Annotated in this window: 24 protein-coding genes; 2 read left to right on the forward strand and 22 right to left on the reverse strand. The window is 57.6% G+C overall.

From position 1 onward, the window contains the following. Nucleotides 1-401 precede the first annotated feature (401 nt). Entirely contained in the window at nucleotides 402-1001 is a 600-nt protein-coding gene (locus ACRWA7_RS34860) for a M15 family metallopeptidase (RefSeq protein ID WP_438397181.1), read from the forward strand. Between the two features lie 191 nt (nucleotides 1002-1192). Then, nucleotides 1193-2560 carry a hypothetical protein gene (locus ACRWA7_RS34865; RefSeq protein ID WP_438397182.1) on the forward strand — a complete coding sequence of 456 codons (1368 nt, stop codon included), beginning with the start codon at nucleotides 1193-1195 and terminating at the stop codon, nucleotides 2558-2560. Nucleotides 2561-2855: 295 nt separating this feature from the next. Here the strand turns inward: ACRWA7_RS34865 and ACRWA7_RS34870 are convergent, their stop codons facing one another. From ACRWA7_RS34870 to ACRWA7_RS34975, 22 genes are all read right to left on the reverse strand, one after another. After that, nucleotides 2856-5735, reverse strand: a complete 2880-nt coding sequence (locus ACRWA7_RS34870) for an LPD7 domain-containing protein (protein WP_438397184.1) — start codon at nucleotides 5733-5735, stop codon at nucleotides 2856-2858. Between the two features lie 22 nt (nucleotides 5736-5757). Beyond that, nucleotides 5758-6135 (reverse strand): plasmid mobilization protein, encoded by a 378-nt coding sequence (locus ACRWA7_RS34875; RefSeq protein ID WP_438397185.1) that lies wholly within the window; start codon nucleotides 6133-6135, stop codon nucleotides 5758-5760. A gap of 26 nt (nucleotides 6136-6161) precedes the next feature. Continuing rightward, complete coding sequence (locus ACRWA7_RS34880; RefSeq protein WP_438397186.1) at nucleotides 6162-6617, reverse strand: PH domain-containing protein; 456 nt, start codon at nucleotides 6615-6617, stop codon at nucleotides 6162-6164. Between the two features lie 119 nt (nucleotides 6618-6736). After that, entirely contained in the window at nucleotides 6737-7174 is a 438-nt protein-coding gene (gene ssb, locus ACRWA7_RS34885) for a single-stranded DNA-binding protein (protein ID WP_438397188.1), read from the reverse strand. 31 nt (nucleotides 7175-7205) lie between these two features. Continuing rightward, nucleotides 7206-7622 carry a hypothetical protein gene (locus tag ACRWA7_RS34890; protein WP_438397190.1) on the reverse strand — a complete coding sequence of 139 codons (417 nt, stop codon included), beginning with the start codon at nucleotides 7620-7622 and terminating at the stop codon, nucleotides 7206-7208. 12 nt (nucleotides 7623-7634) lie between these two features. Further along, a complete protein-coding gene (locus ACRWA7_RS34895; protein WP_438397191.1) occupies nucleotides 7635-8006 on the reverse strand; it encodes a hypothetical protein in 372 nt (123 codons plus the stop codon). 64 nt (nucleotides 8007-8070) lie between these two features. Further along, nucleotides 8071-8814 carry a StbB family protein gene (stbB, locus tag ACRWA7_RS34900; protein WP_438397193.1) on the reverse strand — a complete coding sequence of 248 codons (744 nt, stop codon included), beginning with the start codon at nucleotides 8812-8814 and terminating at the stop codon, nucleotides 8071-8073. A gap of 24 nt (nucleotides 8815-8838) precedes the next feature. Then, nucleotides 8839-11031, reverse strand: a complete 2193-nt coding sequence (locus ACRWA7_RS34905; protein ID WP_438397195.1) for an LPD7 domain-containing protein — start codon at nucleotides 11029-11031, stop codon at nucleotides 8839-8841. After that, the gene (locus tag ACRWA7_RS34910; RefSeq protein WP_438397196.1) at nucleotides 11024-13033 is read right to left on the reverse strand and encodes a type IV secretory system conjugative DNA transfer family protein; all 2010 of its coding nucleotides are present in this window, start codon (nucleotides 13031-13033) and stop codon (nucleotides 11024-11026) included. Before ACRWA7_RS34910 ends, ACRWA7_RS34905 begins: the two co-directional genes overlap by 8 nt. A 122-nt stretch (nucleotides 13034-13155) precedes the next feature. After that, nucleotides 13156-14322 (reverse strand): ATPase, T2SS/T4P/T4SS family, encoded by a 1167-nt coding sequence (locus tag ACRWA7_RS34915; RefSeq protein ID WP_438397198.1) that lies wholly within the window; start codon nucleotides 14320-14322, stop codon nucleotides 13156-13158. Next, nucleotides 14300-15604 carry a type IV secretion system protein VirB10 gene (virB10, locus tag ACRWA7_RS34920; protein WP_438397199.1) on the reverse strand — a complete coding sequence of 435 codons (1305 nt, stop codon included), beginning with the start codon at nucleotides 15602-15604 and terminating at the stop codon, nucleotides 14300-14302. Before virB10 ends, ACRWA7_RS34915 begins: the two co-directional genes overlap by 23 nt. Then, nucleotides 15604-16308 (reverse strand): TrbG/VirB9 family P-type conjugative transfer protein, encoded by a 705-nt coding sequence (locus tag ACRWA7_RS34925; protein WP_438397200.1) that lies wholly within the window; start codon nucleotides 16306-16308, stop codon nucleotides 15604-15606. The genes virB10 and ACRWA7_RS34925 overlap by 1 nt, the downstream gene beginning before the upstream one ends. 137 nt (nucleotides 16309-16445) lie before the next feature. Continuing rightward, entirely contained in the window at nucleotides 16446-17498 is a 1053-nt protein-coding gene (locus ACRWA7_RS34930) for a virB8 family protein (protein WP_438397201.1), read from the reverse strand. A 157-nt stretch (nucleotides 17499-17655) separates the two neighbouring features. Next, nucleotides 17656-17976 carry a hypothetical protein gene (locus tag ACRWA7_RS34935; RefSeq protein WP_438397202.1) on the reverse strand — a complete coding sequence of 107 codons (321 nt, stop codon included), beginning with the start codon at nucleotides 17974-17976 and terminating at the stop codon, nucleotides 17656-17658. Between the two features lie 35 nt (nucleotides 17977-18011). Then, nucleotides 18012-18695: a type IV secretion system protein gene (locus tag ACRWA7_RS34940; protein WP_438397204.1), complete on the reverse strand. Its 684-nt coding sequence runs from the start codon at nucleotides 18693-18695 to the stop codon at nucleotides 18012-18014. Nucleotides 18696-18713: 18 nt separating this feature from the next. Then, nucleotides 18714-19658, reverse strand: coding sequence for a type IV secretion system protein (locus ACRWA7_RS34945; RefSeq protein ID WP_438397206.1), 945 nt, complete (start codon nucleotides 19656-19658; stop codon nucleotides 18714-18716). Beyond that, on the reverse strand, nucleotides 19655-21835 hold the full coding sequence (locus ACRWA7_RS34950; RefSeq protein ID WP_438397208.1) for a transporter: 2181 nt from the start codon (nucleotides 21833-21835) through the stop codon (nucleotides 19655-19657). Before ACRWA7_RS34950 ends, ACRWA7_RS34945 begins: the two co-directional genes overlap by 4 nt. A 260-nt stretch (nucleotides 21836-22095) precedes the next feature. Continuing rightward, on the reverse strand, nucleotides 22096-22509 hold the full coding sequence (locus tag ACRWA7_RS34955; protein WP_438397209.1) for a VirB3 family type IV secretion system protein: 414 nt from the start codon (nucleotides 22507-22509) through the stop codon (nucleotides 22096-22098). Next, nucleotides 22506-22811 carry a hypothetical protein gene (locus ACRWA7_RS34960; protein ID WP_438397210.1) on the reverse strand — a complete coding sequence of 102 codons (306 nt, stop codon included), beginning with the start codon at nucleotides 22809-22811 and terminating at the stop codon, nucleotides 22506-22508. The genes ACRWA7_RS34955 and ACRWA7_RS34960 overlap by 4 nt, the downstream gene beginning before the upstream one ends. 58 nt (nucleotides 22812-22869) lie before the next feature. After that, nucleotides 22870-23538 (reverse strand): lytic transglycosylase domain-containing protein, encoded by a 669-nt coding sequence (locus ACRWA7_RS34965; protein WP_438397211.1) that lies wholly within the window; start codon nucleotides 23536-23538, stop codon nucleotides 22870-22872. Then, nucleotides 23535-23741, reverse strand: coding sequence for a hypothetical protein (locus tag ACRWA7_RS34970; protein ID WP_438397212.1), 207 nt, complete (start codon nucleotides 23739-23741; stop codon nucleotides 23535-23537). The genes ACRWA7_RS34965 and ACRWA7_RS34970 overlap by 4 nt, the downstream gene beginning before the upstream one ends. Continuing rightward, a complete protein-coding gene (locus ACRWA7_RS34975) occupies nucleotides 23741-25852 on the reverse strand; it encodes a DNA topoisomerase (RefSeq protein WP_438397213.1) in 2112 nt (703 codons plus the stop codon). Before ACRWA7_RS34975 ends, ACRWA7_RS34970 begins: the two co-directional genes overlap by 1 nt. Nucleotides 25853-26215 lie beyond the last annotated feature (363 nt).

Below are 26215 nucleotides of genomic sequence, written 5' to 3' on the forward strand. Positions count from 1 at the left end.
GCCACGAACCGCTACCCGCTGACAGTGTGGCTCGACCACTCGCGCGTCTGTTCTAAATTATCAAGCAGACATTCGAGCGGCAGCAGTCCGGGGTTCGGTGTTTTATCTTTTGCACTCGATGCGGTATCTCGTCCAACCACATTTACCGCCTACTTGCTCGGAAACTGGGATCAGGAAGAGTCCCCATCATCGCGCCTGACGGAGAACGTTGAGCACAACAACGTGCGCCATCGCACATATTCCTTTGGCGATGGGTAGCGAAATTCCCGACGGCTATCTATAACGCTTACATCCAGTTTCATGGCGGTTACCGCAGCACAGCCCCTTACCTGCTTCAATTTTCGACACCAGCAGTCGCGGTGACCAAGCCGAACCAGGCCTAAATATTTGGAGGACTAAGTATGAACTTCACGACATCCATCGAAACAATCCAGAAACAATTAGGGGTGACGGTCGACGGAAAGGCTGGTCCCGAGACCTGGAACGCCATCATCCAGAAAGTAAGCGGCGCAGTGGCGGCGCCTGCTGCCAGCGACCGCGTCGACGATCGCAGCGAGCACAATATCGCGACGCTCCTGCTACCGGTTCAACCATATGCCCGAGCCCTCGTCCATGCGGCACAAGCCGTCGGTATCGAGATCAAAGTCATCAGCGGCACGCGCTCCTATGCAGAGCAGGACGCGCTGTACGCAAAAGGAAGGACAATCCCTAACACCGACAAGGTCACAAACGCAAAGGGCGGTTATTCAAACCACAACTTCGGAATTGCATTCGACATCGGTGTTTTCGAAGGAACAGCGTACCTTTCCCAATCTGCAAAGTACAAAGCTGTCGGCGCGTTGGGAATGCAACTTGGCTTGTCTTGGGGCGGAACATGGCAGACATTCCACGACGAACCGCACTTCGAACTGAAACCACTATGGGCGACGACCATGCCCGAAACTAAAATGGTCGATGAATTGCGCCGCCGGAAGGATGCAGGCACCGACGCCTTCGCCTGAGGCCATGGACTTCCCCTCGGCTCGAGTATTGAAAACCCCGATTTACCTCATTTAGTCCCAACCCAATAAAAATTATTAATGAGTAACTTGTATTTGGTAGAAACGGCGTAACACAGAAATCCACTTCCATGCGATCGCAAATCAGGTCGTCAGTAATTCGGTTTCCTGATTGTTGCTAGGCGGAGCGTAACGTGTTGCAAATACTCTTGGTTGCTCAACGGAAGGCTCGGTTCTTACTCACAGGTATTCTGATATTCATCTGCTGTTTCGACGTTTGTGCTCAGCAGTCGGCCGCTTCAGCGCAAAGCACCTGCGTAGACTACGCGACGATCATCAAAGACAATAATGCCGGGGACCTCGCCGCGCAAGCGGTGACCCGCGTCGTGCCAGCAGAGGGAGACGCACGCTTCGTGTTTAGGAAGCCACTCGAGACCGCGAATCCCCAGCACTTCCGCGTCTTCAACATTCCGGACGGTTCGGAGGTCTCAGTCGTGAGTGTCGAACCGGCTCCAGAGAAACTGGTCAGCGGCTACCGGCCATCCGATAGCGTTCTCCTCCATCTTGATATACCTGCGAAGTCCGCTTCACCGTGGGACAAGCGCACGTTTATAATCGTTGAATGCACGGATGGAAAGTTCAAGTCTTGGGCTAGAGTACAAGCGCATGTCAGCGCAGCTTACGTCTCGCTCTTCTGCATACCCGTGGCTCTCGTTTGCTTTGGGCTTTCTATTTTCGCGGTTTACAAGTCTCGCGAAGAAACGGTGGCTGGCTTGATTACTAAGTATCCTGCAGTGTTTGGCGCGAAGAAGTTCGACAAAATTGATTTTTTCAATCCTATCCAACTGGCCGCAAATGCATTCAACCAAGGAAGCGTTCAAAAACTCCAAGTTTTGCTTTTCTCGTTCCTGATCGGCTGCCTCGTCCTATCGCTAGTTCTCCGCACGGGTACCCTCGCCGACATGTCGGCGACAATTGTTGGCTTACTGGGGATTTCGGGAATTGGTGCTGCAGTCTCCCAGGTGACTTATACCTCGCGTACACGCTTGTCTTGCGAGAACTGGTCGTGGCTACAATCAAGAAATATCCTGAAGCCTTCAGAGCCTCGCGGTCCGCAGTGGAAAGATCTCGTGCTAACGAACAGAGAGTTCGATGTGTATAAACTGCAGACCATCATATTTAGTCTAGCCGTGGCTGCGGCATTGGTGGCTGCCGGCGCATCTGATTTGGCGACGTTTGAAATTCCGTCCGCAATGCTGGGCGTCCTTGGTCTGTCGCAAGTAGTTTTCGTAGGCGGCATCCTTGTCCGGCCTCCAGCGACCGGCGATTTAGATGATACGCTCAAAGGGCTACGTGCGGCTGCGGATCTATGCAGACAGGCCAAAGAACGGCGCATGGACGTAGATTCGGAGGGGAAGCTTGTAGCGATTTCGGCTGACGTCGAGCCAGGACTGGCCGCCAAACGACGATACGAGAAGCTCGCGACTGATGCAGTGCCAATGATTGAGTCGACGCTCGAAGTCGAGGTTGATGAGCAGAAACTTCTATCGATATGCCCATGACGCGCTTCGCTGGCCAGTGAAGGAGTCAGATCAGCATATGGCCGCTGCACTCTGGGACAGGACATTGAGGCGTTGATCAAATGATTGACTGCATAGGGCGACTTCTGCCAGCCGCTGGTCAAGGGTCACCTAGTTGATCGCAGATTCGAAAGACTTGCCGTTCGCTGTGGTCCAGACGACAACGAAAGGCAAATTTCATCTCGGCGTGTCCATCGTCCCTTGCGCAGCCGACCACGGCAGTTCGCGCCAATGATTTGATCGGCTTTTTAGCGGCGATCTTGCGCAAATCGTACCGTTATAACGTATGAGCAGACGGACTGGACGGCGGTAAGTCTTCATTCGGCGTCGACTTCACGCTAAGGACGGGATCAGGTGCATGGTCTTGACCTGCCGGCATCGGCTTTGCTGGCGCGTCGCGCCCGCGTGAGCGATCTTTCGATCGCGTCTCAAGCACCGTCGCACGGTCTGCGATCAACTCGACGCGCCGGTCTTGCATGATGACGTTAAGCGAATTGTCGGAAAACTCCACGTATAACCCCGCTTCGGCGGCGACTCTCGCTGCTTCCCGCTGCATTTCCACGGGCCCTTGCAACTTAAGTACGGGTCCGAACTTCGCTTGCGAGAGGCGCAATGCCGCTTCGATGGCTGCAGGATCCGTTTTCAGCACGCGTACAGCGGACCCGTGATCGCGAACCACGCTGCGCCCATCATGTTGATAGGTCACGACGCCGTCCCGATGCACTTCGTAGCTCAAGTGCGGCGCCCGGTAGATGATTTGGTTGTCGTAGCCGGATTCGCTCAAGTCTTCTTTGCCCTCTGCCGTGGGCGCTTGTCGCTTCCCGCGCGCGCGCTCCTCGCCCACTGGCATGATCCAGTTTTCTTCGGGCTGAGGCGGCTCCGGGGTCGTCGGCCGCATCCGGCGCAGCTCGACCAACGCGCGGGTGTCGCCGGCTTGTGCACGTGCCTGCAAGAACTCGCCAAACGACGCGCCTTGACGCGGACCGTACTTCGCTATCAGCGCATCGCGCTCGAGTTGAATCTGACCGCGCAACGTTTGTTCTGCGTCTGCCTTAGTCATTCGGGCGATCGACACCAGTGCGCGTCGGCCGGACGGCCGCAAATCAAAATTGTTGCGTGCTGCGTCGCAAGCAATATTGAAGGTCTGCTTGATCTGAGCGCGGCGTGATTGTTCGCTGGTTTGCTGTGTCGCCATGGCGTCCTGTCGCGCGCGCCTGAATACGTCTCGGTCGGTCGTGTACTCGCGCCAGAGTGCGGCCCGTGGAAGCTCGCGGGTCATGGGGATCGCTGCGCCCGAAATCTGGCGCTGGTACGAACCGCGGAGGATATCGGATGCGTCGCGCCAAGGCAGGTGGAGTTCCTTGGTCAAAAAATCCGAGACGTTTAAATGCCGTGCGCCGGCGCGAATCCGGCTCGTGCCATCGCGACCCATCGTGATCCTGTATTTCTCCGGCCGCACGCCATGGGAGTGCGAGAGCTCGGCAAGCAAACGATGCGGATCCAGGTTCGAGCGAATGACCGAGTACTCATCGCCGGCAGAACGCTGCACGATCCGTTCGCGCTCGTCGCGCATACGTTGGGACAGCGCGCTATCGGCGCGTCGGCCAGTTTTCCTTACGCCTGCTCGCTCGCGATGGCTATTCCGTCGCACGCTATCCGATGGTACGGCGCGTTCGTGCTCCAGCTGGTGAAGTGCATGATCCGGCACCAGCACTGCACGTCGTGGGGCGAAGCGGTCCACAGGGACGCCGGACATACCTCGCATACCGTTGAGGGCCGGGGCCGGCGTTCCTTGGGAATCTGGGAAAGCGCCATACTGCTGGCGTTTGGCAAAAGTGCCGCGGGGTCCGCTGGGGATGTCGCGCCGGGCATCGAGCGGGAGGGCGCCGGGGCTTCCTGATCCGAAGCCGTGCGGGAATCGGTCATCACCCCTGGCATCGAGCCGGGGATCGACTCGCAATCCGCTTCGGGGACCTCGGTCGAATTCATGTAGTCGTCCATCGCCGCGAAGACGTCGGTTGCTGGTGCCGTGTTCGTTGACTCTTCGCGGACTGCCTGGCGTACTTCCGCCGGATGCGCTGCCTGGCGTGCTACCTGATCGTCCGCTTGATGGTCGTGCTGTTCCTGATTCATGATGATCCTCCAAATGTTTTGAATAGAAAGCGTCGCGCCGTTGTTCAAGCATGGCCACGCGTTCATCGACGGACGCCGCCTGATACGCCGGAAAGGTTTTGGTGTTGCCGTTATTCAGATATTTCACTTCGAGTGCGCGGGTCGTGTGCCATCGATCGAGGGTTTCAAGAATGGCCGGCGCCGTCTCACGCGAAGTACCGCCCGATTCGTATTTGGGTTGAAGGTCGGCCGACAGATGCATGAGCTTTTCAGCGGTCGGCAATTCGACGAACGCGCGCGAGAACACGTGATCTTTCAAGTTCACGCCTTTCAACGCATCGGCCACCTTGACGTTCGGATACTCGTTTTCGCGCCCCCGGTTGCGCAGGCGCGTCTGTCCATGTTCAGCGAGCAACGCCATGAAATCGTCGTACTGCTCGATCTTCCTGTCGAGCATCGAATCCAGGAGCGTCTCCTTCAGAGCACGGCTCGAACCTTTAAAAAGATCACCCTTGTATCGACTGATCATCTCGGACGCATCCGAGAATTCGATACGACGGTTATCTTTTGGACTGGCTAGACCATATTTCGCGTTGATGTGCTCTTGAAACGCATCAATGAAATCGATGTTCGACTTAACGAAGCCCAACGGTTCAAGATGACCGCCAGAGATGAGATTTGTTTTCGGTATCACCACATGGATATGCGGTTTGCGCTCAACAAGCTTTCCCGACGCATCGTCAAGATAGCTTTTGACCTTCGGCAAATGGGCTTCGGCGTAGAAATTGATTTCGTCCGGGCGATAGGCGGCAGAAACGAACGCACGAAATTCCTCAGTGATTGCGAGAAGTGTTTCGCGACTCACTTCGTCTTCCTTGAAACTCAAGGTGACAGACAAATACCGGTCAACATCTGACGCGACATTGATCGACTGAATGATCGAATTGGTTAGCTCAAGATCGCCGACGAGAATGACGCGCTCGTCCATCTCATCACGCTTGAGCTCGCGGCCGAGTTTGCGCCCGTTCTCAAGATATTCCTTCACGCCATCGTGGCGTCCTTGCGGTCTAATCAACATTCTTCAGGTGTGCCCGTAGCAGCAATTCGATGCTTTCCAGCGTATCGAGCGCGGCCAGATACGTGGTCTCAGAAGCACTTTGATCAAGTCGAGCAGCGTTCAGCACGTGAGCGATCTGGTTCAAATTATTTCCCGCCTTGTTCACAACAAATACGGTGCGGTTTCGGTCGACGCTAGGAGCCGCTCGTGCGATAACCTTGGTGCGGTTCGTGAGCACGCATTGACGAAAGAATTCAGCCTGCGTTAATCCCGACTCATGAACCTTCGCGAGAAAAGCATCACGATCTGCAAGCGGCAGCCTGAAAGCGATTGGCTTATCAAACTTTGTTTCTTTGCGTGGCCGACCGCGCTTGATCTCAGTCGTCACGCGGTCAGCCGTCACTCGGTCCGCCATCACACGCGCCCCATGTTGACTTCACGAATACTTTTGGCGTCGCGTCGCGCGATGGCTGCGAGATTCATCCACTCTCGCAAAGCTTCGACATCAGGCATTCCACGCAAGGTCCATCGCGGATGATTGACGTCGCTGCTCTCGACAACCAGCGTCCCGAAGCCCATCAGCCGTTCCCACCAACGGCTCACGCACGCAACGTTTTGGACCCGGTACATCTCAACGCTCGCCACGCGTCGGCTAAAAACGCCGCAGCGCATGGTCATGCGAACGCTATCGATCACAATCTGTGTTTGCGCCGTTGTGGCCGCACGTAGGCCGATAGCGATAGCAATCCCGACGGTCCCCACTATCAACAAAAAGAACGGAATGAGCGTGGGCCACGCGGCTGACTCCCACACAACTAACAATCCAACAATCAAGGCCAATGCGCACTTCAAATAAAAAGGCAGGTTCATGGCCCAGCTCGGCGAACCGAGAAACCTGACCACTGTGGGCTGATTGACCGACGGCGGAATTGCGATAGCGTGAACGTTTGAGCGAAAATCGTGGTTGATTCTGTTCATCGTTTACCTTTTCACTTAGCAATACCCTGAGATAACTCCGCTTCGTCGTACGCACGAACCCATTCGTCTCCATCGCTTGGCATCGGCGCGGCCGCGTCGGCTTCTCCTTCTGGGTGAGGGTGACCACGTGGTGCGCCAATCATTTCGATTGATTCGACAACGATTTCAGTGGTGTACCGGTCCTGGCCATTGCTGGACCACTTACGCGTGCGCAGCCGACCGTCGATATAGATGCGAGAGCCCTTCATTAAAAAGTCCCGTGCAATTTCGGCATAACGTCCGAAGAACACAAGGCGGTGCCATTCCGTTGCCTCTTTCATAGTGCCGCTCGCTCGGTCCTTGTAGTAATCAGTCGTCGCGAGTCGACAATTGGCGACTACGCCCGCGCTCAGGTCCTTCACGTCCGGGTCGGCGCCCAGGTGGCCAGTCAGCGTTACTCGATTTACCATGACTTACTCCTCGATAAATAGGTTGGTGAAACTACTTTCGCGTGAGGGGGACGTCTTCTTTACGCGGTACTACGGGATCCGAATTTGCCCAACGGGGCAACGGTGCGTGCACGGTCCAGGGCTTCGATTCGGCGTATGCGCTGAACTGCTTGCGGTTGAAGGTGATCGTCCAGAAATCAAGCTCCGGGCGCAGTTGCCGTATGTAGAGGTACGTCAGGAACCACCCATCTCCAGCTCGCGCCATATCCGCCCACCGGCTGGCGTGGATATCCGACGAGTACGCTTCCCAAGCCACGCCCACCGCATCGGCGGGCCACGTTTCAATTTCTGCGTAAAACGCCTGCAGGGTGGCGATTGTGGCGCGCTGTGCGATTGACCACGCGTGACCGGAGAGCGCCTGCTCGTCGAACTCGAATCCCTCCCGTGTCGCGTCAAATTTGAATGTCATTGCCGTTTGGTCTTAATGGATCAACGCCCAGACGCCTGCGAGGGTCGCCGCCCCGGCAAGCGCCGCACTTGCAAGTGCGACAGCAAACAGCTCGATGAGCCGGCGAGTAGAGCTTTCGCGCACAGTCCCGCCAATCGAGGCGAGCGTTAGTTCCACTTTGGCGAGCGTCCCCCCGAGCGAGTCCGCAATGCGCCGTTGGGTAGCAATGCTTGCCTGGGCGGACAACTCCGCGATTGCGCCCTCGCGTGCATGGGCGAACTCACGCGACGCCTTGAGAAGCTCAGCGATACGGCCGCTCAAGCGTTCGTCGGATGTCTGGATAATTGCCGCAAGATCGCTCACCGACTTGTGCAGCATATGAACGTCACCCAATATCTCCGCCATAACTTCATCGCGAACGTGCGGCGATAGCGGATCTCGACGTACGCGAGCGTTTGGCTCGCCGGTCTCACTCATCGCGCGCATCAGCAACCACCGCCACGGCCGGACGAACGATTGCCTCAAATACCGCGTCGAGCTCGGCGTTCACACGTGAGGCCAAGCGACGCAGACCTAACAGCGCAACAAGCCGGTTTTTCTCGGTGCCGGCCGGTGTCTTTGCAATTGCAGATTTGTAGTCGGTAGGGTCTGTCAATACGTCATGCATGCTGCGGCCAGCCTCAGCGGCATACCTATAGACGTCGCTTTGGTAGAGCACTGCGTCACAATCGAGGCGAAACGACCGTTTCAGGTTATAGAAGCTGAAGATTGAGCTGAAATGGCTTTCCTGAAATCCGAGCACTCGATCGACCTGATTAAAGACGACAACAATTTTCTCCCGATCAATACCCATGTTCGCGAGATTCAAGAGGGTAGCAACGGTGTCGCGTTGCTGTTTTTCTGCGCTGACGACGGGCACCACGAACAAATCGAAATCAGCATGTGAGCCGTCGAACTCGCTCATCAGCGCGACGAAGGACTCGACGTTGGATGCGCCTACGTCAACCACCACGTTATCCCCCGACAACAAACGGGCTTGCAATTCCGAGAACTGCCGACCGCGCAGCTTTTCGTCAGTCTCCTGTGCGCCATCGTCAGCATTAATTGATTCAATGGCGATGACCTTGGCATCGCGAACACGCGGCGCTAGCAGATGTCGCGCGATCGTGCTCTTGCCAACGTTGCCCGAAAAATTGATTACGGCGATATTCATGGTCGTTCCTTAATTGAGTGTGGTTTATCGCGCGACGCTCGGTGCGGTTTGTTTCGCGACGTCGCGCTCAGGGTTGCGCTTTGGTTTTGGCGCTTGTGCGATTGCTTGACGAGCCTCGCGGTCAACATCGACCTGAGCCAGGCGCGTATCGATCGCTTGCTTTAGATCTCGTGCGGGCGAGGCCGCCTTTTGCTGCTCCGTTTGCACTGCAAATCCGGCTTGAAGACGCTCGGCCAGCCGATCCATCACCTCCCGCACGACGTTATCTGGCTGACCCGCTAGCGCTTTCTCAACCTGCTCACGCAAGCCCGCAACGTTCATTGCGTAAGCGGTCGGGTCCTGAGCGTCCGGAGATTGTCTTTCCTGCTTCTGGATGTCCCAGACGTTGAGCCGCGTATCGATTTGCTCGACTCCTACTACCTTGCCTTCAGCATCTTTGATCGACCGATTGACGGTGACCGGGCGCGAGCCGAGGTTTTCAAGCGTGAGTGCGTCACCTAGCTCAACACCCGAATCCCGGATAGCGCGTTCCAGATCCTTACCCCATACCGTCTTTGTGGCGCCGTCGGATTCGCGATATGAGACGTAGTAACTGTCAGCGTTGTCCTTGTCGTGCTTGTACGGTGCTGCGCCATGCGCTAAGAGCACGTTTTGATTAGGCTGTACCGGGGCCGGGCGTATTTCAGGAACAATTGGCGCGGCCGATGCTGAAATTACGGTCGGCTCTGTCGATGCGACAGAAGGAGTCGGACCGGTGGGCTCTGAAGGGGTAGCAGTGGCCGGAGAAGCAGACGCGGCCCGTGAGACTGTATCCACTGGCGCCGCGGCGGTGGGCGCGGCTGCGCTGGACGCAGCCGCACTTGGGTTGTCCACTCGACGCTCGGGCGGCTGCTTGGCTCTCGGTTCAGTTGTAGGTGCCGCTGTAGGCGGCGACTGCGGTCGCGAAGCGTCGGGGACACGTTGACCGGCGGTGATGGTCAACGTGTCGCGCTCGCGGCGTGCCGCTTCGAGCATCGCGCGGTCTTGTTCTTTCGGCTCGAATCCGTGGGTTTTGATTCCCGCAAGCTGGGCTTCCATCCATGCGTTGCGACGGAACGGTTCGCTACCCTTAAGCGTGACCTGTTGCCAGCCCTTTGCCTGCGCAACTGTCACCATGTCTGCTGCTGTGCCGCGATCGTCTCCGCGTGTGGCCAGGCGAGGGCCTTTGTCGGTGAACTTCGGTTCATGCTTATCGGCGTTGGAAGGATCCTTTCCATCAAAGCGCCAGAAATCGCCATTACGCACGATGTAGCGGGATGCGATAGTTTCAGGGACGGCGTAGCCGTCCTTCGTCATGACGGCCGGTGACGAAATCTCGTTACCGCTGCCCGCGCGCTCACGGCCGACGAGCGATCGCGTAAAAGCGTCTAGCAGACGCGCGCCGGCATTGCGGCGCGGGATCTTTTCCTCAGCTTCGCGGTGCTTCTCGGAATCCGGCACTTGATTTGGCAAGTGCTGGCGCGTGGGGGCCGGTACCGCCTCGATAGCGTTTTCCTCAGCGGCCTCGCTGTCGTGCGCCGCGCTTGGCGCTTGCGGCGTCGACACTGTGGTTGCGGCCGCGGACAAATCCGCCGGCGCGCTAGCAGGTGCGACCGTAGCTGGTGATTGCGCTGCGCTATTCGCGGCCGACGTGGGCTTTTCGACTTTGATATCGCTGCGTGCGTTAAAAGTTCGCACCGCCTCGCGCTCCAGACCGTAATCGACTTGCGACAAGGCTTCTCGGTACTGCGGCATACGCATGTTGTCCACAATCGTGTCGAACGCCTTTTCACGCGCCTGCGGATCTGCGATTAGTTTCAGATCTTCCGAGTCTCCCGACGCCCATACTCGATATGCTCTCTCGCTGCCCAGATCAGACAACACACCGACGGCCAGTAGACCATCGCCGCTATGGCGAGACGCGATCCGCTCCTCAGGGGCTTTAATTGTTCCCGAGGCATTGCTCAAAGCACCGCCGACGCCTTGAGCACTTAGCCATGCCGGGGGTACCGATGGAGTCGCTGTACTGGCACCCGGAACTTCTGGCGACGAGGGTTCGGGCACTGCTCGACCTTCCCGAGCACGTGCGAAGAACGCGTCACGAGCCGCCTTGATCGCGGCTCCTTCTGGCGTTTCAGGCGCATCGCTGCTGGCGCCGTGGCCCTGGCGTGATGACTCGATGGGATTATTTTCAGCCATGAGTGGTTTCCTCTTGAATAGGCGAACGAGAGCTATGGGCCGCGCTGGCCTGGCTACCTGTGTCCGCAAAGTTGAATCGCTTGCCGGTTAGTTCCAGCAAGTCGGCGTAGACGCCTTCTGCGAGCGCAGCCGCAAGCGCAACTGACACTTCAGCGTCGCGCATTGCGACAAGATCGGTCGCGCGAGCGACGCGGGTACCGTCTGGATGCTTTGCTGCGGTCGCGGCGCGGCGCTTTGCCTGCCATTCGATCGGCTCGATGACCGGCACATCGCTTGTGCAGAGCTCGTTTGCGCCCGCGGCTTGCTTGAGCTGCGTTTCAGTAGGCAGTTCCTCGCCCAACGCACTTAACGACAGGCTCATTTCCTTGAGTCGGTCCACAAAGACTGGATCGTTGTAATAGAACGCTTTCTTACAGCGAATCGGTTTGCCAAAGCCGAGCAGGATTTCTTCGTCCTGTCCCATCTCTTCGAGCTCTTGCGGCATCATCAGCGCGCGCTTCTGATCCGAATGGTTCTCACCGCGTGGCTTTCCGGGCGTCCTGCTTTTCGAAACCGACGTCTCGGTGAAATAGCCCAGTGCGTCAGACAGATCCTTCGCTTCCTGGTGATCCTTAGGCGGATAAACCACCTTGGCCCCGTGGTTCACGACGAGCGTGCGCGTGCCTTCCTTGCCATACAACGACGGGCGTTCCATCTGTGACACCGCCTGGATAATGGTGAGCAGGCGCAGGTCATAGCCCGCAATGAACGCGTTCGACGTATCGATGATGTTCACTCGGCCAATGGCCGTGAACTCGTCGAGCACGAGCGTGCATTGATATTTGAGCGACGCGTCGTGCTCGGGCAGCACCGATGTGTTCAGATCGATCAACTGCGAGAAGAACAGGTTCACGAGGAGCGCTGCGTCCTCGAGCCGATTCGGCTGAATACCGATATAGATCGTCATGCGCTGACGGCGCACTTCGTTGATATCGAACGACGAATGGCTGGTCGCCGCGTCGACGATCGGGTTATCAAAAATCAGCAGCGGCGCATTGAAGGTCGACAAGATCGATGACAGAACCTCGTCGCCGGAGGCCAGGAAACGGTTCAATGCACCGGTACACGCCTCTGACAAACCCTTGGTGGCCCGCAACTGCGCGATGTGCTCCTTGATCGGTTTGCCCATACCCGACGATTGACGGAAAATTTCGCCAAGCGTGCAATGGCGCTCCATGGTCGCGGTCTCCATGAGATACAGGCTCAGACCCACGAACAGATTGCGCGCCAGGTCGTTCCAGAACTTGGTTTTCGCCTCGACGTTGGTCGGATAGAACTTAAGGCCAATCGCCTGCACATCACCAATGCGAAGATGCTCCGGGCGATGAGCGATCGAGTCGAACACGTTCCACCCGTGCGACTTGCCATCTTCCGCAAAGGGCGCCCACAGGAACACCTTCTGCCCGTACTTTTGCCGGTAGGCGGACGTGTACTTATAGTTCTCCAGCTTCAAGTCAAGGACGACCATCGAATCCGCATAGGTGAGGAGATTCGGGATCGCCACGGCCACGCCTTTTCCCGATCGCGTAGGCGCGGCGAGCATGACAAATTGCTGGCCCGGAAACGTCAGGTATTTGCCGCGATATTTACCGACGATCAGCGCGGGCTTGCCGTCTTCGTTGTCAAGTAGTCCGGTCTTGCGGATTTCGTGTGCTTTCGCGAACCGCGCACTGCCATGAAGCTCGCGTTTGGCTGTACCGAAAGCAGCAAAGCAGGCGGCCGTGATCGCACCGACGGGAATCGCTACCGAAACAAACGTACATGCGGTCAGCGCTTTCTTGACGGCAGGTACATCGCCATAGGCATGCCAGTAGTCGCGCAACGTAAAGATGCCAACCACCGACGACGGCAAGTGCTGCATTTTTGCGAAGAGCGCAGCGCCCGCGTACTGGCCGCCCACCGCAACGGCCGCAACGCCGGCGGCTGCAAGTGCGCTCACGAGGATCTTTGATTGAATCGTCATGTCCGTGACCTAAACGCAGCTGACTGCATCGCCGGGACTAAACATCCGAGTGGTCCAGTCACTGGCTGCGACCAACCCGGACGCAGCGTCAATTGGAAACACGGGCATCTTGCATCGGTCATTTATGCGAGCCCCCGCAAGAGCTTCCACTTCTCCACCGGGTCGTAGTGGATCTGCGTCAGGCGTTTCCGTTCCATGAAGAGCACCAGGTCGATGGTGGTCTTCACCTCGTGAAGGATGTAGCTCCAGTCGAGCGTCTGGCCAACCTGGCTTGCCTTGACCAGTGTCGCGATCCGCGAGAACGCAGACGCACAATCGTTCGCATGCACGGAAGTCATTCCGCCATCGGTACCGGTATTGAGCAGCGTGAGGTAATCCCACGTTTCATCGCCGCGCAGCTCGGTCAGGAACACGCGGTCGAATTTCATGCGCAGCGTCGAGCGGACGATTTCTTTCGCCGGCAAGCTGTCGCTAAAGAACATGTGGACGTGGTTGGGATGGTTCGGCAACGACATTTCGTGCGTGTCTTCGATCGTGCCAATGCGCGTGGTGGGTGGCACGAGATCGGCCAACATTTTCATGAGGGTCGTCTTGCCGGACCCGACACCACCGACCGTCACGATGTTGAGCTTGTGCTTGATCGCCAGTTCGAATAGCCGCGGGACGTTGCGCGCCGCTTTCGCCGCCAGCATCTCCAGCTCGAAGGGCGCAAGCGTGACGTCGGCCGGCACGAATTCGATGGGTGCAACATCCCGAACACCGTCATCCAACAAGCCAGGCATACGCCGTACGGCGGCCGATGCCGCCAGCACCGACGGAGATACATCCACGAACCCTGTCAGCGTGCCCGCACGAACATAATCGTCTTTGGAAAAGCGAACCGTGCTCGGAATTCGGATGGTCATCGAGACTGTGCCCGGCTCACACGCGGGCGCAGTCATGACCTGTCCACGCTCACCGTCGGGAAAGCGCACCGGCTTAATCGGCGCGAGGGCTGACAGAGGGGGGGTTGCCTTGTTGTAGATCGTCAGCGCGTCAGCCAGCTTCTTACAAAGATCAAACGTCAGCTCGGGTGCTGGATGTTGCTGCCATCCATCTACCGTCTCGGTCCAGATCTCATGAGGACGATTAATGGTCACTTCCGTGACACCTTGTGTAATCATTTTTTCGGCAATGCCGGTTGAACCAAGATAGCTGCGGACCGTTTTGCTCGAATCGAAATGGGTCGATGCAGCATGGATTGACGCAGCATGGGCGGACCCGACATTACTGCTGGTGTTCGAGGTCATAGACGCTCCTGAAGTCCACATCGCGTGCCACGAAAATGTTCAACGCGGAACCCTGATTCGAGTACGCGGTGGGCGGGATATCGATGGTGTTTTTGAGGGTGTCGTCCGCCAGGCTTTGCCCAGCCGACGAGGTGTTGGAAAACTGGATTTGGTTGTTGCCGTTGCCAAGCGACCGGTTGCTGGCGGCCTGCCCAAAGTCGCCAATGAGGCTCACCATGATGGCGCCCCCGAAACGATCCCAGAAATGGGTATCGACATAGGCATCAAGTCCGCTTGCGCCAAGCGAATCCGAGCCCGGCGAATTCAATGGGATCGTGACGCCATTGGGCATATCGATGCGTGACCACAGTACGAAGATGCGCGCCTGACCCTGCATGAGCGCGGTCCGCTGCTCGCCCGTGGCTTCGCTGCCACGTTCGATCAGGAGTGTTCGACCGTCTGCTGAATACACGTCCTTGGTAACGATGCAAGAAGTCGCGCCAGGATAGGTTGTAACGATCTTGGTTCTCTGAGCGCATGGGATGATGATCCCCCGCTTGAGCAGATAGTCCAGATCAGGGAGAAAGCTCGCTTTGACGCTGGCTAGCGCCGAGGGCGTGAGCCGGTCATCCAGACCGCCGGTGACGCCGCGCGCGACAACAGGGACGAGACTTGCGCCCTTGCCACTGCTACTTCTGGTGTCATTTGGAGCGCCACTGCCGCCTTTGTCGTCGTGGTTGTTCAGCAATACATCTCCATCAAGACGGCGCTCCGCGACGGTCTCGACGTGTGGCGCGGGTTGGGCGGCCCCACCCCCATGTGCACCAGCGCTTGTTACCGCGACAGCGCTCGCGGGCGCGCCGCTCGGCACGGGCATCGATGCCGCTGACTGCGCGGCCGCAATGGATGCTTGTTCGGCGGCCGCCGCTCTTTCGCGCTTTAAACGGTCCGCATCGACTGCAAAATCGTGTCCAGTGTCAGCGCCCATTTCTTTCGGTGCTGCGCGCGAATCAGCCTTGGCCTGGTTGTGCTGGTCCTGCAAGCGCTTGGCAAACATCGCACCGCCTAATGTCACCGTGGCCAAGGCGATCACGGCGATCGACACAGCGGTCAATTTGTTGACATTCGCTTTCTTGCGCGTCTGCTTAAGGTTCGGCATCCCGCGATCGCCGGTCATTCCCGCTGCGCCCACGCCCGCTTCGCTGGATATCGACGACATCCCGGACTCGCTGCGTTCATCGCCATTGCCTCCGCCGTCATGTCCTTGACCTTCACGCCCCGAGCCAGATTCGATTCCGCTCATTACTGATGCTCCTTCGTGATCCGCACGGTGCCGGGAACCGTGGTGCCGGTCGCGTTGAACTGCCCGTCGGGCGTGTAGTTGTTGTTGCGCACCCCCAGCACTGACTGCCCGAGGCGCAACATGAATTTGGCCGCTGTTTCGTGCACGACAACCGTGTCACCATCCACATGCGAATTCACCAACGCTTCCGACCCGTCCGGAAGCACGCGGTTAATGTCCGGCAAATCACGCGTCGTCGCGTATCGGAAGTACGTGAAACGACCGTCGTCCCACATCGAGGTGGGCGCAAGTACGGTATCGCCCTGCATGTCGTAGTTCTCGTTCGCGTGAAGGGACGTCGCCGCGCTGCTACGCGCGCGGTCAGCGGCCAGCGCCTGTTTTTTGGCCGTCGCCTGCGCCTCACGCGCTCGCGTGTCCGGATAGGTGAAATTGAGCGACCACACAGCAGCCTCGCCACGATCTGCGGTGACGAGCTCAACCGCATAGCGTCGGCGATCAGTGACCACAATCAGATTGGTATCCGCATGCGCCTCCGTGGGCTTGAACAAAATCCAATTGCTCTTCGCACCCACTTTCCAGGCTTTCGAATCGCCCATACCTATCCCGGATGCAGGACCATCGATCACCTCGCCGGGCTCCAGCTGAATAAGCGTTGCGGTACCGGCCCGAAATGGCACACGGTAAACTTCCGTCGAATCGAACACAGCACAGCGAATATGGGCGTCCGTGCCACACGGTCCAGGTGTCGTCAACGCGTGTGCAGGGAGCGCGCACACAGCGGCCGCGATCGCAGAGGACGCGGCCAACGCATTTGCGCTGCACCGCAAGTTCATTGTGATCGTCATTGCGCGGTACCTCGCTGAACGGCGGCACCGGCGGCCGCAGGTGACACTGGCTGAGTACCAGACTGTGCGGGGGGCATGGGCGTCGGCGTGTCAGACGCGCGCGTCCAGTCGCGATCGACGACATAGCTGGTGACACGAAAGCCTGTCGGGTCCAGCTCCAGCTCACTGGCTTTTTCCGGGAGGTGATCGTGCCGATAAGCGATGGTTGCCACCCAGTACTCCGTCTTCGGCGGCATGCTGCCGCTCAATGAGATGAGCTTGCGTGAAAAAAACACTTGCGCCGTGCTACCGACAAACGTGATCGCACCCACGCGTGCAATCACGCGGTACTGGTCCTTGAGCACCTTTTGCGGGGCGTTAGCCAGTGAGTACATCGAGATGAACTGGTCACGCTCCTTGTCGGCTGACATGAGCTTGACTGCATCGAACATATCCTGGATTGTTTCCCAGTCGTAGCTCTCGCGCATCTCGACATAACGGCGCAAATCGGCGCGGTCGTTTTTTTCGGTGAAGATCTCCCGATTGTTGGGGCTCACATTCAGCACGTCGACCACCCCGGTCGTATCGTTCATGCGCAACACAGCAGGTGGGTTGGGTCTCTTCAGTTGTACTAAAGCTGCCGAACCAATAATAGAAACAACCGCAATTGCGCCAGCGCCGATCGCAACGCGCCACGCGAGTTTGGTTTGCCGGGCCTGTTGCTCCTGCTTGGACGCTTCAAACTTCAACGCTTGTTGCAAGTACCAACGTCCGGTCGCAATGGCAGAACCATTCTTTTCGGCAGGCTCTGTCTCGCCGGAACCAGGTACCGCAACGGCTTGGTTACTCATCGCGAGCTCGGACGCGGGCGGGCGCTTGCGTTTTGAAAACATGATCATGCTCCCTTTGACGCAGTCGACAACGGCGCAGCGGATGACGACACTGACGGCGGATGATTGACAGGGACCCACGCGCCCGATGGCTGCGGTGGCTGCGGCGGCGAACACCCTGCCAAAAGCACCACGAGAAGTATGCAGATTGAAACGGCTTTCATTGGTCAGCCCCGACATTGCAAGGCGCCGGTGCGGCCGTTCGACACGCGAGGCATGTTGGTCCAGCTAAGCGGCCAGATACATTCATCTCAATCTCCTTAAGCGACTTGAATATCATTTATCGCGAGGCAGGCGACTTACGTCACCGCCCTGCATACAGGCAATAGAAAACGTCTTACTTTCCACCGCGCTGCAGCTCTTCGCCCGCAATCAATAGATGGCCTGTCGACTTGTCGATCACCACAGGAATTTCTCCGCCTACGCCTGCGTGTAGCACCAAGCGATCGCCAACCATGTCAGCGGTGAATTGATCGAATTGCCCGGTCATCAAAACGCTAGGCTCTTTGATAACGAACACGTCTCCGTGCTTTTCGATCGTCAGATCGGGGCCTTGCCCAGCGACTTTCGTCCAGTGGCCGAGGTAGTCCTCACCCGAAGACTTCCCGCACGCGGAGATCAACACGGGAAAGAGCGCTGCGATAAAAAGCATTTTCATTTTTGTTCCTTCAAAGTGTTAGGCGCGCGTCGTGACTACTGCGGCGTTTGCGAGGCGCTTCCCATCAGCGTGTTCTTGAAGGTGTCGGCGTCCTGCTTTTCTGCGAGCTTTTCTTCAGCCTGCTGCAGCTGACCCACCAGGTTAAGCTTGGTCTGTTCGTTCTGGATCATTGCGTTTTCGCTAAGCAACCGATTTTGCAAATCAGCCTTCGCCGCGGGGTCCTGCGTCAGGTCGGACTGCTGCATCAGGTTCTGTATGTTTTGGAGCCGGGCGGCCGACGCTTGATAGGCTTGCGTCGCCATTGCTTTGTTGGTTGCGAGCGTGTCGTTGTAACGCTGCTGAGAAGGTGTGTGTGCGGCCATGCCTTCCTGGCTTTCGATCTGCTGCGCAGCACTGCTTAACCCTTGCAATTGTCCGGACTTGACCTGGCTATAAACCGATTGCCATTGAGAAGGCAAATAGCTCGTCAATGAAGGGTTGTTCAGGATCTGCCCGAAACCACGATTTCCAGTCAGTGCGTGGTATTGATCCGTCATGGTGACAAGCTGCGATTGGAGGTTTTTTGCCATAAGCAGGTCTTGCGCAAGTTCGCTCGTGCTGATGACAGGGATACCCTGTGCATGTGCGGGAGCAAATTGTCCTTCGATAGCGAGGATGCAACCAACGAGCGTCATCATCTGCCGAAATTTACTGGTTCGAGTTTTGACGTGTGCAAACATAATTACTCCTGGTATGAATTACCCTTCGATCGATCCGCCGGCAGCACGGCCGGTCAACTGCTTGGCAGCCCTGTATCCCGAGCTGATGCCTTTACCAACGCTCTTTCCGGCGAATCTGGCGGGGCCCCCTGCGTGCTGTGCCATCGCCGAGATGCCGACGCCACCGGCCAGTGCGGAAGCCAGCGCAGGTAGGTTTAGTGATACGACGATGAACGTGATCCCCATCATGGCGAGCTTGGCCGTGGTCGGAATGTCCGTCAGGGACCCCGCTGGTACGCTCGCGGTTGCGAACTTGACCTCAATGGCGCCGGCCGCTGCGAAGAGCGCTGTCAAGAACGCGTAATTGAGGCATTGCGCGGTCCATGCTTCAAAGAACTTGCGCGTTGCAGGAAAGAGCGCCGCCGCGATGAACATCGGCCCCAGAGCGAGCAACAGCCCAAGCGCGAACTTCGCAAGAATCAGATAGGCGGCCGCAAGCGCGAGAAAGGGAAGGGCGACTAAGATGATCAGCAACGCGTTGGCACACGAAGCAACGTAGCCACCGACGTTGAACGGGCTCAAAGGGGCGAACAGGTTGTTGATCGCGGTGAGATAAGACGACAGCAAGGTGTCCAGGGCCGTACCTGTCGAGGAGCTATTCGTCAACGCCTGAGCAATATCGTCGCCGACGCCATTGAAGAAGGGCACCACATACTCGGTGTAGTACTGGATGTTCATCCCGGCGGTGATAATGAGTCCCCAGGCCGCGAACCGCATGAAGAAGTCGATCACTGGCTGGTCCGTCGCACCACGCCAGTAGGAGGTCATGATCAACAACATGTAGACGCCGAGGCCAGCGGCGACCAAAGGGCTGATCAACGTGATGAGGTTGGCAGAGCCCGTCATGATCGTCTGGTTGACGGTCGTGTCGAACATGGTCATGAGGGGCTGGAAAATGGCGACATTGATCGGCGCAACGCTCATGATGTTGCTCCCTCTTCAAGACTTGCTGCATAGGCTGGGCCATGCGAGGGGTCTATGGCATGCCGATCGAATTTGGCAGCCTTCTTCTTGCCCTTGCGCCGTGATTGGAAGACGGCCATAGACTTGTCGATATCAGGCCCAAACTCAGCCCATACTTCGTCCCAAATCGGAATGTTGTCCGTCGTGCCGGAGAGAACTGCAAGCGCGTCCGACATGCCATATAGATCAAGCGTTGCAAACACTGACTGATTGCTCTGTTTGATGAGAAACGTCCGCGATTCCTTGTCGAGGCTCTTGAGGACGTCGAACTCCTTGCGATTCATGTTGCACATCTCGTAAGCCTCGAACCGCGCGTCCGGATTCGGTAGGTAGATCTTGGTGGCCGTCTGCTGTTGAATCGCGGGAAAGATCGGGCTCGCAATGGCATCTTCCGGCGACTGCGACACAAGCAGCACGAACTCTTCGATCTTCCGACCCGTCTTGAGCGACTTCAAAATTAACTCTTGCGTCACGGGGTACTGCGCTGGCAACCAGAATTCTTCGACGATCGTCACCAGCAACCCGCCGTTCTCCTGCATCAGCTTTTTCAGGTAGAAGAGGTAGGCAAGAACTGGCTCAGTTGGCCGATAGTTTTTTTGCAGGAAGTCGGTGACATCAAAGCCGATGCGGTGCTGCTTCGTTACGTCGATCATCGTGTTGGGCACGTTATCGAGCGCCCATGCGAATTCGCCATCGGCCGCATGGCACCACTTCGACAGCCGCGTCCAGAGCGAATTGGGCGTACCGTCATCCGCAATGTTTTCGAGCAAGCGAGAAAACACCCGGTCTTCGACCCGTTCGATGGCATAGATGGCATCTACTGCGTTCTTGACCTTGATCGCGTCGGCGTCCGTAATCTGTCCGGCAGAGTCGCGACCGCACGAACGCACCAGGCTGTAAAGAAATTGCAGATTCGCTTCGGTCGGCGGAAGCTCGAACGGCGCAAGCCCCGTTTCGACACCGGCCTTCAACGGCAGATAGACACCGCCTAAGTTACGAATTAAGATCTCCATGCTCCGGTCGAGGTCGAGTGCGAAAATCTTCGGATCAAACCGCTCGAGAAATCCCACGAGGGCGAGTTGCAGCGTGGTCTTACCTGTGCCTGTCGCACCGAGCATCAGGGTGTGACCTGCGAATTTCTCGCCGGTGTTGTCCTGATCAGGCAGCGACGCGTGAAAATTGAAATCGAATCGACCCTTGCCGATGGTCGAAAGCGGCATGACCGCAGTACCGTCGCCGATCGGATTGCCTCGCGCCTTGCCGGTCGAGTAGTTGTGCATGCAGGACGTCGACGCCAGCGTGCGCGTAGACCGCGGACTGGGTCGCGGCTTTTTGGTCGCCCCCGGGACCTGACTAAAATAGGTCACCGGTGCCGACAAAGTCGCAGGCATCCAGCTCACGCCGCATTCATTGAGCGACTGCGCGGCAACGTAGGTCCCGTTTTCGATTGCCTTCTGCGCGCTCGATCCGTACACCACGAGCGCACCATGGTAATCACCGAATGCAAGCTCACGCGCAGCGAGTAGGGCCTGCGCATGGCTCAGATCATCGATTTGATGAACCGCCTTGTCTTGCACCGACGTAAGCTTGCCAATCTGTGTTTCGATCTTCGCGTTCGCCTGATGCGTGCCCAGAAATCCGAACGATTGCGTCAGAGTGAACTCGACTGGCACAGTCAGAAGCGAGTTCATCTGCCCCCAGCCGCTCTTCGGCAAATCCTTCAGGTCGTAGCAAACAGCGTATTTAGTGTTGTTGTCGGCGCGCACTTCCAAAACGTCGTAGCCAAAGTGCATCCACGCGTTGGGTATCGCCTGGTAGCCGGGCATTTCGGTCACTGGCACCCGACGCTCGACGCCATTGATCAGCTCGCCGATGAATTCAAAGGTTTCGGAAAACATCACGCCATTGCGCTCGTAAGCGCACAAGATCTCCGGGTCGTACGCGTTCAGGGCTTTTACGATGGTCTGCAAGAGCTCTTCCATCTCGGCCACGCCTTCCGCGAGATCGTCGTGCTTAAGCACCACGCTCAAAAAATAAGTGTTTTCGAAATAGTCGGTTTTCTTGAAGCGCGCGAGATACTGTTCGCTAAAGTCCTTCATAAACGACGAGCGAAACCCGTACGTCTGGTCGAGCGCCATGCGCCGGCGCTTGAGCGTCGTAGTGATCGACAGTCGATTGCCTTTGGTCGCGCCGAGAGACGACAAGAAGCGATTGAAGGAGTCGAAGCGGTTTTCCAGAATGGAGTCCGTCGCCGACTCAAACGGGATGCCCGGCAGACGAATCACGCCCAATGTTCGATCGTTTCCGCAGCTCGTTACGTGCTCAGACACCGCATGACCGACCTTGGGCATCTTGTCTTCGACTGCCGGTTGACGTTTCATTTTTTCGTAAATGGACATCAGTTTTCCTTGTGCTGCGAGAACGCGACGCGAAACTGCTCATGGGCTACCAGCGAAGGCGTGCGCTCAAATGCAGCTCTGAACGTGTCGAGCCGGTAGCCGTACTTCATCGGGCTGAGCGTGTAGGTGTTGCCAAACATCCGAGCGTTGGTGCGTCCTAGAAAGCAACGCATTTCCAGCAATAAGATGTTGAGCGCCTGGTCATCGGTCGCGCACACCTGCTTGATGAACATCACGGGTGCAAGGCAGGGGACGAACAGGAGAAACCCCGCTGGTCCGAAGGCGAAGCCGCCAACCATGGCAACCGCGACGCTGATTCCGAAAAGGACCAAGCCGGCCATGAGGGGAACGCCTTTAATCATGGCAACGCGCCCAAGGCCCGCATACGACGAATACAGGGCTTTTTCGCTCATGATCCGAAGACGGTCCAGGCCCACGCTGCGAGAACTGGAACGGAGCCAACGGCCGCTACCTTGGCAATGGCGCCACCAAAGTCATGCACCCAGTCGGCCTTGTTGCTCCAGCACTGAATCCCGACCCAGAGCAGGTAGCAAATCGCGAGAATTCCGCAAATCGTAAAGAACCAAACTTCAAAATTGGTGATCGCGCTGGTCCCGGCTGTCAGGCCGCCTGCATACGCGCTCGCGCTTACCAGCGATACAGCGAAGCCAACCAACGGCGATACAAGCAGGGATAATAGTTTGGTACGTTTCATAGTTGTCCTGATAACAGGTTGGTAATTTGGTTGCGAAGAAGAGGGCTGGATCAAAGGTTCAAAAATCTCCGAATGTGTCCCAGGATGGGTGGGTATGCTCGGGTTGCGCACGCCGTGATGTCGAAGGCGTTTTAATCGCTGCCGGTGCCCCTGTATCAGGGTCGAGTCGCGGCACGGTTTGCCGCACGGTCTCGGGCGTAGCGACTGGCACGACAGCAATGGGCCGAACGTCTCCCTTAGCCGTTTCCGGGTCTGTCGACGCTACGAAGGAAACAATGCGCCGGACGTAGCTCGATGTTCCTAAATCGCGGACAAATCCACGCTTAAAATTCCCGCTGTAGTAGCAGCTGAACGCCGCGCGCAATGCGTTCTGGCCAGCACCCATACGGGCCGACGCACGGCTATAACAGTCCGACAAGATCGCCGAGCCGGCGCGCAGATTTGTGCAAGGATCGAATGCAGCATTTGCGTCCATGCCATACCTCGCGAGGTTGTAGCGATTCACTTGGCTTAAGCCCATGCTGTAGTTCCAGCCTCCCGCGTCGAGCGCCTTAACAGTGGCCATCGCTTCATCGCGGTTCTGTGGCTGACGCACGAGGCGACCTCCTACGACACCGATCGCAAAGGGGTTGAAACCCGACTCGGCGCGAACAATCGCCTGCAAAGTCGTCGGATGAACTGCGGGCGCGCATTGCTGCGCGAGGCTATTGAAGTCGGCGGGCATCATTGCGCGGCTTCGCTGTCAACGTCCGGATCTTCGTCCGGACGGTCTGGTTCTGCATTCAGGAGCGTGTTCAAAGACGTCGTTTTCCCGACGTGGGCCGAATCCGAAACCATCGTGTTCCCGGCTGGTGGCTTTTCATCATCCGACGGCAGGTATGCTTCAGTCGCAAAATCCCACACGCGATCTTGTTTGGGTTGCTCAGCCATTACATCGCTCCCACTTTCTTAAATCCAAAGCCCTTGCTCCTGGGTTTCAGTTTCGACGTGAAGTCTGGTGCGCCGTCACGGTCCGGATAGGACGCGGAGCACTTGGGCTGCGCCTTGAAGTTCGAGCAACCCCAAAAGTGGCCGTCATTGCCAGAGATTCGCCGCAAGCGGCCCGATGTACATTTCGGACATGCTGGTGCGGGTGCCACGGGCAAGTTCATCTTCGAGGTCCGCAAGCCCGCGATCACCTTGGTAATGAAAGCGACGTTGCGGTCAATGAACTGGTCGTACGTGATCTGCCCGCTCGCTACCGCGTCGAGCGCGATTTTGAACATGCCGGCCATCGTTGGATCCTTGACTGGGCCGGGCAGTGCCGTAAGCAACCCCCGGCCGCTCGCGCTGCACGTCAGCTTGTTTTTGGTGCCCTTGGCGATCTCGAGGAAACCACGCTCGCGCAGGTCCTTGATGATCCCGGCGCGTGTGGCGCTTGTACCAATGCCTTTTCCCTCTTTCAGGCGTGCCTTGGCCGCTGGATCGGTCGTGAATTTGTGAAGGTCAATCATGGCGCTCAGCAACGATGCTTCATCAAAGCGGGAAGGGGGCTTCGTTGCTCGGCTCGCGGTATCACATGCCGTGCACGTTGCAGGGTCGCCCTGCGCCATGTCCGGAAGTGTTTGCTTACCGTCATCGGTTTCGCTTTCGACCGGCGTTTGTACAGCCGCTTCCTCGTGCGGCGCATAGACCTCACGCCAGCCGGCGGACACGGGCGTCTTGCCGTTCGCGGTCAAGCGCTCGCCGACACATGAAATTTCGATGCGTGTTTGCATAAATACGGCGGGCTCGAAGAATTGGGCGAGATAGCTGCGCACGACCAGGTCGTAGACGTTGCGCTCAATTTCATTCAGCGCGGATAGGTCCGTTACGCATACGGTCGGCACGATGCCGTGGTGCGCTTCACCATTCATCTTCTTGTCGTCGAACGCAGCCGATTTGCGTTTCGTGTCGGCGCAGCTGATCAATGAGCCGAGCCCGGGCAGGTTTCGGCTAACCGACGCCAGAATGGTCGGCGCTTCATCGTGCTGCGCCTCCGACAGATAACGGTTCTCCGTGCGCGGGTAGCTTGTGACTTTGTAACGTTCGTACAGCACTTGCGCCGCGGCCAACACTTCGTCACCCGTGTAGCCAAACTTGCCGCATGCGGCCACTGTCAATTCGTTCAGGGACAAAGGCAGCGGCGGCGCCTCTCGCTTGGGCGACTTGTCATACGCTGATATCTCTGCCGGCTGGTTTCGCATCTGGACAACAAGCGCACGCGCAACGGATTCGTCGATCAAACGGCCCGCATCGTCGAGACCGGCTTGGTCTTCGCGCGCCTTCCAGTTGGCGACAAACAGGCCGTTCTCATGCTGCATCTTCGCCGCGATAGTGAAATAGCCGGCCGGCTTGAATGACTCGATAGCCCGATCGCGTCCATATACGATCATGAGCGTCGGGGTTTGGACGCTCCCGACGGTCAATACGCCGTCGAATCCGAGCTCACGAGCGCGTAATGTGGCGGCACGCGTTAAGTTCAGACCGAAGAGCCAGTCGTAACGCGAACGCGCGAGTGCCCACACAAACCATGCGCGAAACTGCTGCTCCTCGTTGCTGTGCATCGAGTCAAGTGCCTGACGGACTTTGGCCGGGTTGTAATCGTTGACGAGCAGCCGTAGGACGGGCTTGGTGTTACCTAGATAGATCAGAACTTCATCTACAAGAAGCTGGCCTTCCTCATCCGGGTCACCCAGATGCACGACTTGATCGACCTCGGACAAAAGTTTTTCTACCGCGCGGACGTTGCGCTCCAAATCACCACGGGGAGCCATCAGCCAGGCAGTTGGTACGATCGGAAGGTCTTGATAACGCCAGATCTTTGAACCGCTCTTGCTGCGTGGTAGGTCATCGGGAAGATACTCGTCTGGCATGGCCTGCTCGAGTGCGTGACCAGCGAGCGGCACGAACGCATCGTCGCCGATATAGGTCGCCACGCCGTCGCGACGCGGCGTGCCCGGCAAGACTGCGACCACGGCTTGCACGAGAGATGACTTTTCGCCAACGAACAATCTACGCACCTTTATTACCTTTCAGTTGTACTAATTGGCTGATCGAGATCAAGCGCTGTTTCTTGATACGGTGCCTGACGTCGCACCAACTGCAGTGGGGATTACAGCGACAGTACGCGTGCGCAGGTTAGTGATTGCCGCCGGTATCTACGCCAGGCGACTCACCGGCCCCTGGCGCATCGGTCCTTGACAGAAATTGTTGCGCTGATGAGGCGGGGTCATAGGGGACTGTGGCCGACCCTTGCCCATAGAACTCGGTGATGGTCGCTTTGCCGTTGATTCCCCACCAAACACGGGTGAACAGCTTGTTGTCGATGGTGACGTTGATTGCGCCACGAGCGCCGCATGTGAGCATGCTTTGCTCGGGTGGAC

The organism is Caballeronia sp. DA-9 (assembly GCF_051615025.1).
Taxonomy (GTDB): Bacteria; Pseudomonadota; Gammaproteobacteria; order Burkholderiales; family Burkholderiaceae; genus Caballeronia; species Caballeronia sordidicola.

Bases quoted from the DNA above. Each gene is read 5' to 3' on its own strand.
- ACRWA7_RS34860 (WP_438397181.1), top strand. From the start codon at position 402: ATGAACTTCACGACATCCATCGAAACAATCCAGAAACAATTAGGGGTG.
- ACRWA7_RS34880 (WP_438397186.1), bottom strand. From the start codon at position 6,617: ATGAACCTGCCTTTTTATTTGAAGTGCGCATTGGCCTTGATTGTTGGA.
- ssb (WP_438397188.1), bottom strand. From the start codon at position 7,174: ATGGTAAATCGAGTAACGCTGACTGGCCACCTGGGCGCCGACCCGGAC.
- ACRWA7_RS34890 (WP_438397190.1), bottom strand. From the start codon at position 7,622: ATGACATTCAAATTTGACGCGACACGGGAGGGATTCGAGTTCGACGAG.
- ACRWA7_RS34895 (WP_438397191.1), bottom strand. From the start codon at position 8,006: ATGGCGGAGATATTGGGTGACGTTCATATGCTGCACAAGTCGGTGAGC.
- stbB (WP_438397193.1), bottom strand. From the start codon at position 8,814: ATGAATATCGCCGTAATCAATTTTTCGGGCAACGTTGGCAAGAGCACG.
- ACRWA7_RS34905 (WP_438397195.1), bottom strand. From the start codon at position 11,031: ATGGCTGAAAATAATCCCATCGAGTCATCACGCCAGGGCCACGGCGCC.
- ACRWA7_RS34910 (WP_438397196.1), bottom strand. From the start codon at position 13,033: ATGACGATTCAATCAAAGATCCTCGTGAGCGCACTTGCAGCCGCCGGC.
- ACRWA7_RS34915 (WP_438397198.1), bottom strand. From the start codon at position 14,322: ATGACCTCGAACACCAGCAGTAATGTCGGGTCCGCCCATGCTGCGTCA.
- virB10 (WP_438397199.1), bottom strand. From the start codon at position 15,604: ATGAGCGGAATCGAATCTGGCTCGGGGCGTGAAGGTCAAGGACATGAC.
- ACRWA7_RS34930 (WP_438397201.1), bottom strand. From the start codon at position 17,498: ATGTCGGGGCTGACCAATGAAAGCCGTTTCAATCTGCATACTTCTCGT.
- ACRWA7_RS34935 (WP_438397202.1), bottom strand. From the start codon at position 17,976: ATGAAAATGCTTTTTATCGCAGCGCTCTTTCCCGTGTTGATCTCCGCG.
- ACRWA7_RS34940 (WP_438397204.1), bottom strand. From the start codon at position 18,695: ATGTTTGCACACGTCAAAACTCGAACCAGTAAATTTCGGCAGATGATG.
- ACRWA7_RS34945 (WP_438397206.1), bottom strand. From the start codon at position 19,658: ATGAGCGTTGCGCCGATCAATGTCGCCATTTTCCAGCCCCTCATGACC.
- ACRWA7_RS34950 (WP_438397208.1), bottom strand. From the start codon at position 21,835: ATGGCGCTCGACCAGACGTACGGGTTTCGCTCGTCGTTTATGAAGGAC.
- ACRWA7_RS34955 (WP_438397209.1), bottom strand. From the start codon at position 22,509: ATGAGCGAAAAAGCCCTGTATTCGTCGTATGCGGGCCTTGGGCGCGTT.
- ACRWA7_RS34960 (WP_438397210.1), bottom strand. From the start codon at position 22,811: ATGAAACGTACCAAACTATTATCCCTGCTTGTATCGCCGTTGGTTGGC.
- ACRWA7_RS34965 (WP_438397211.1), bottom strand. From the start codon at position 23,538: ATGATGCCCGCCGACTTCAATAGCCTCGCGCAGCAATGCGCGCCCGCA.
- ACRWA7_RS34970 (WP_438397212.1), bottom strand. From the start codon at position 23,741: ATGGCTGAGCAACCCAAACAAGATCGCGTGTGGGATTTTGCGACTGAA.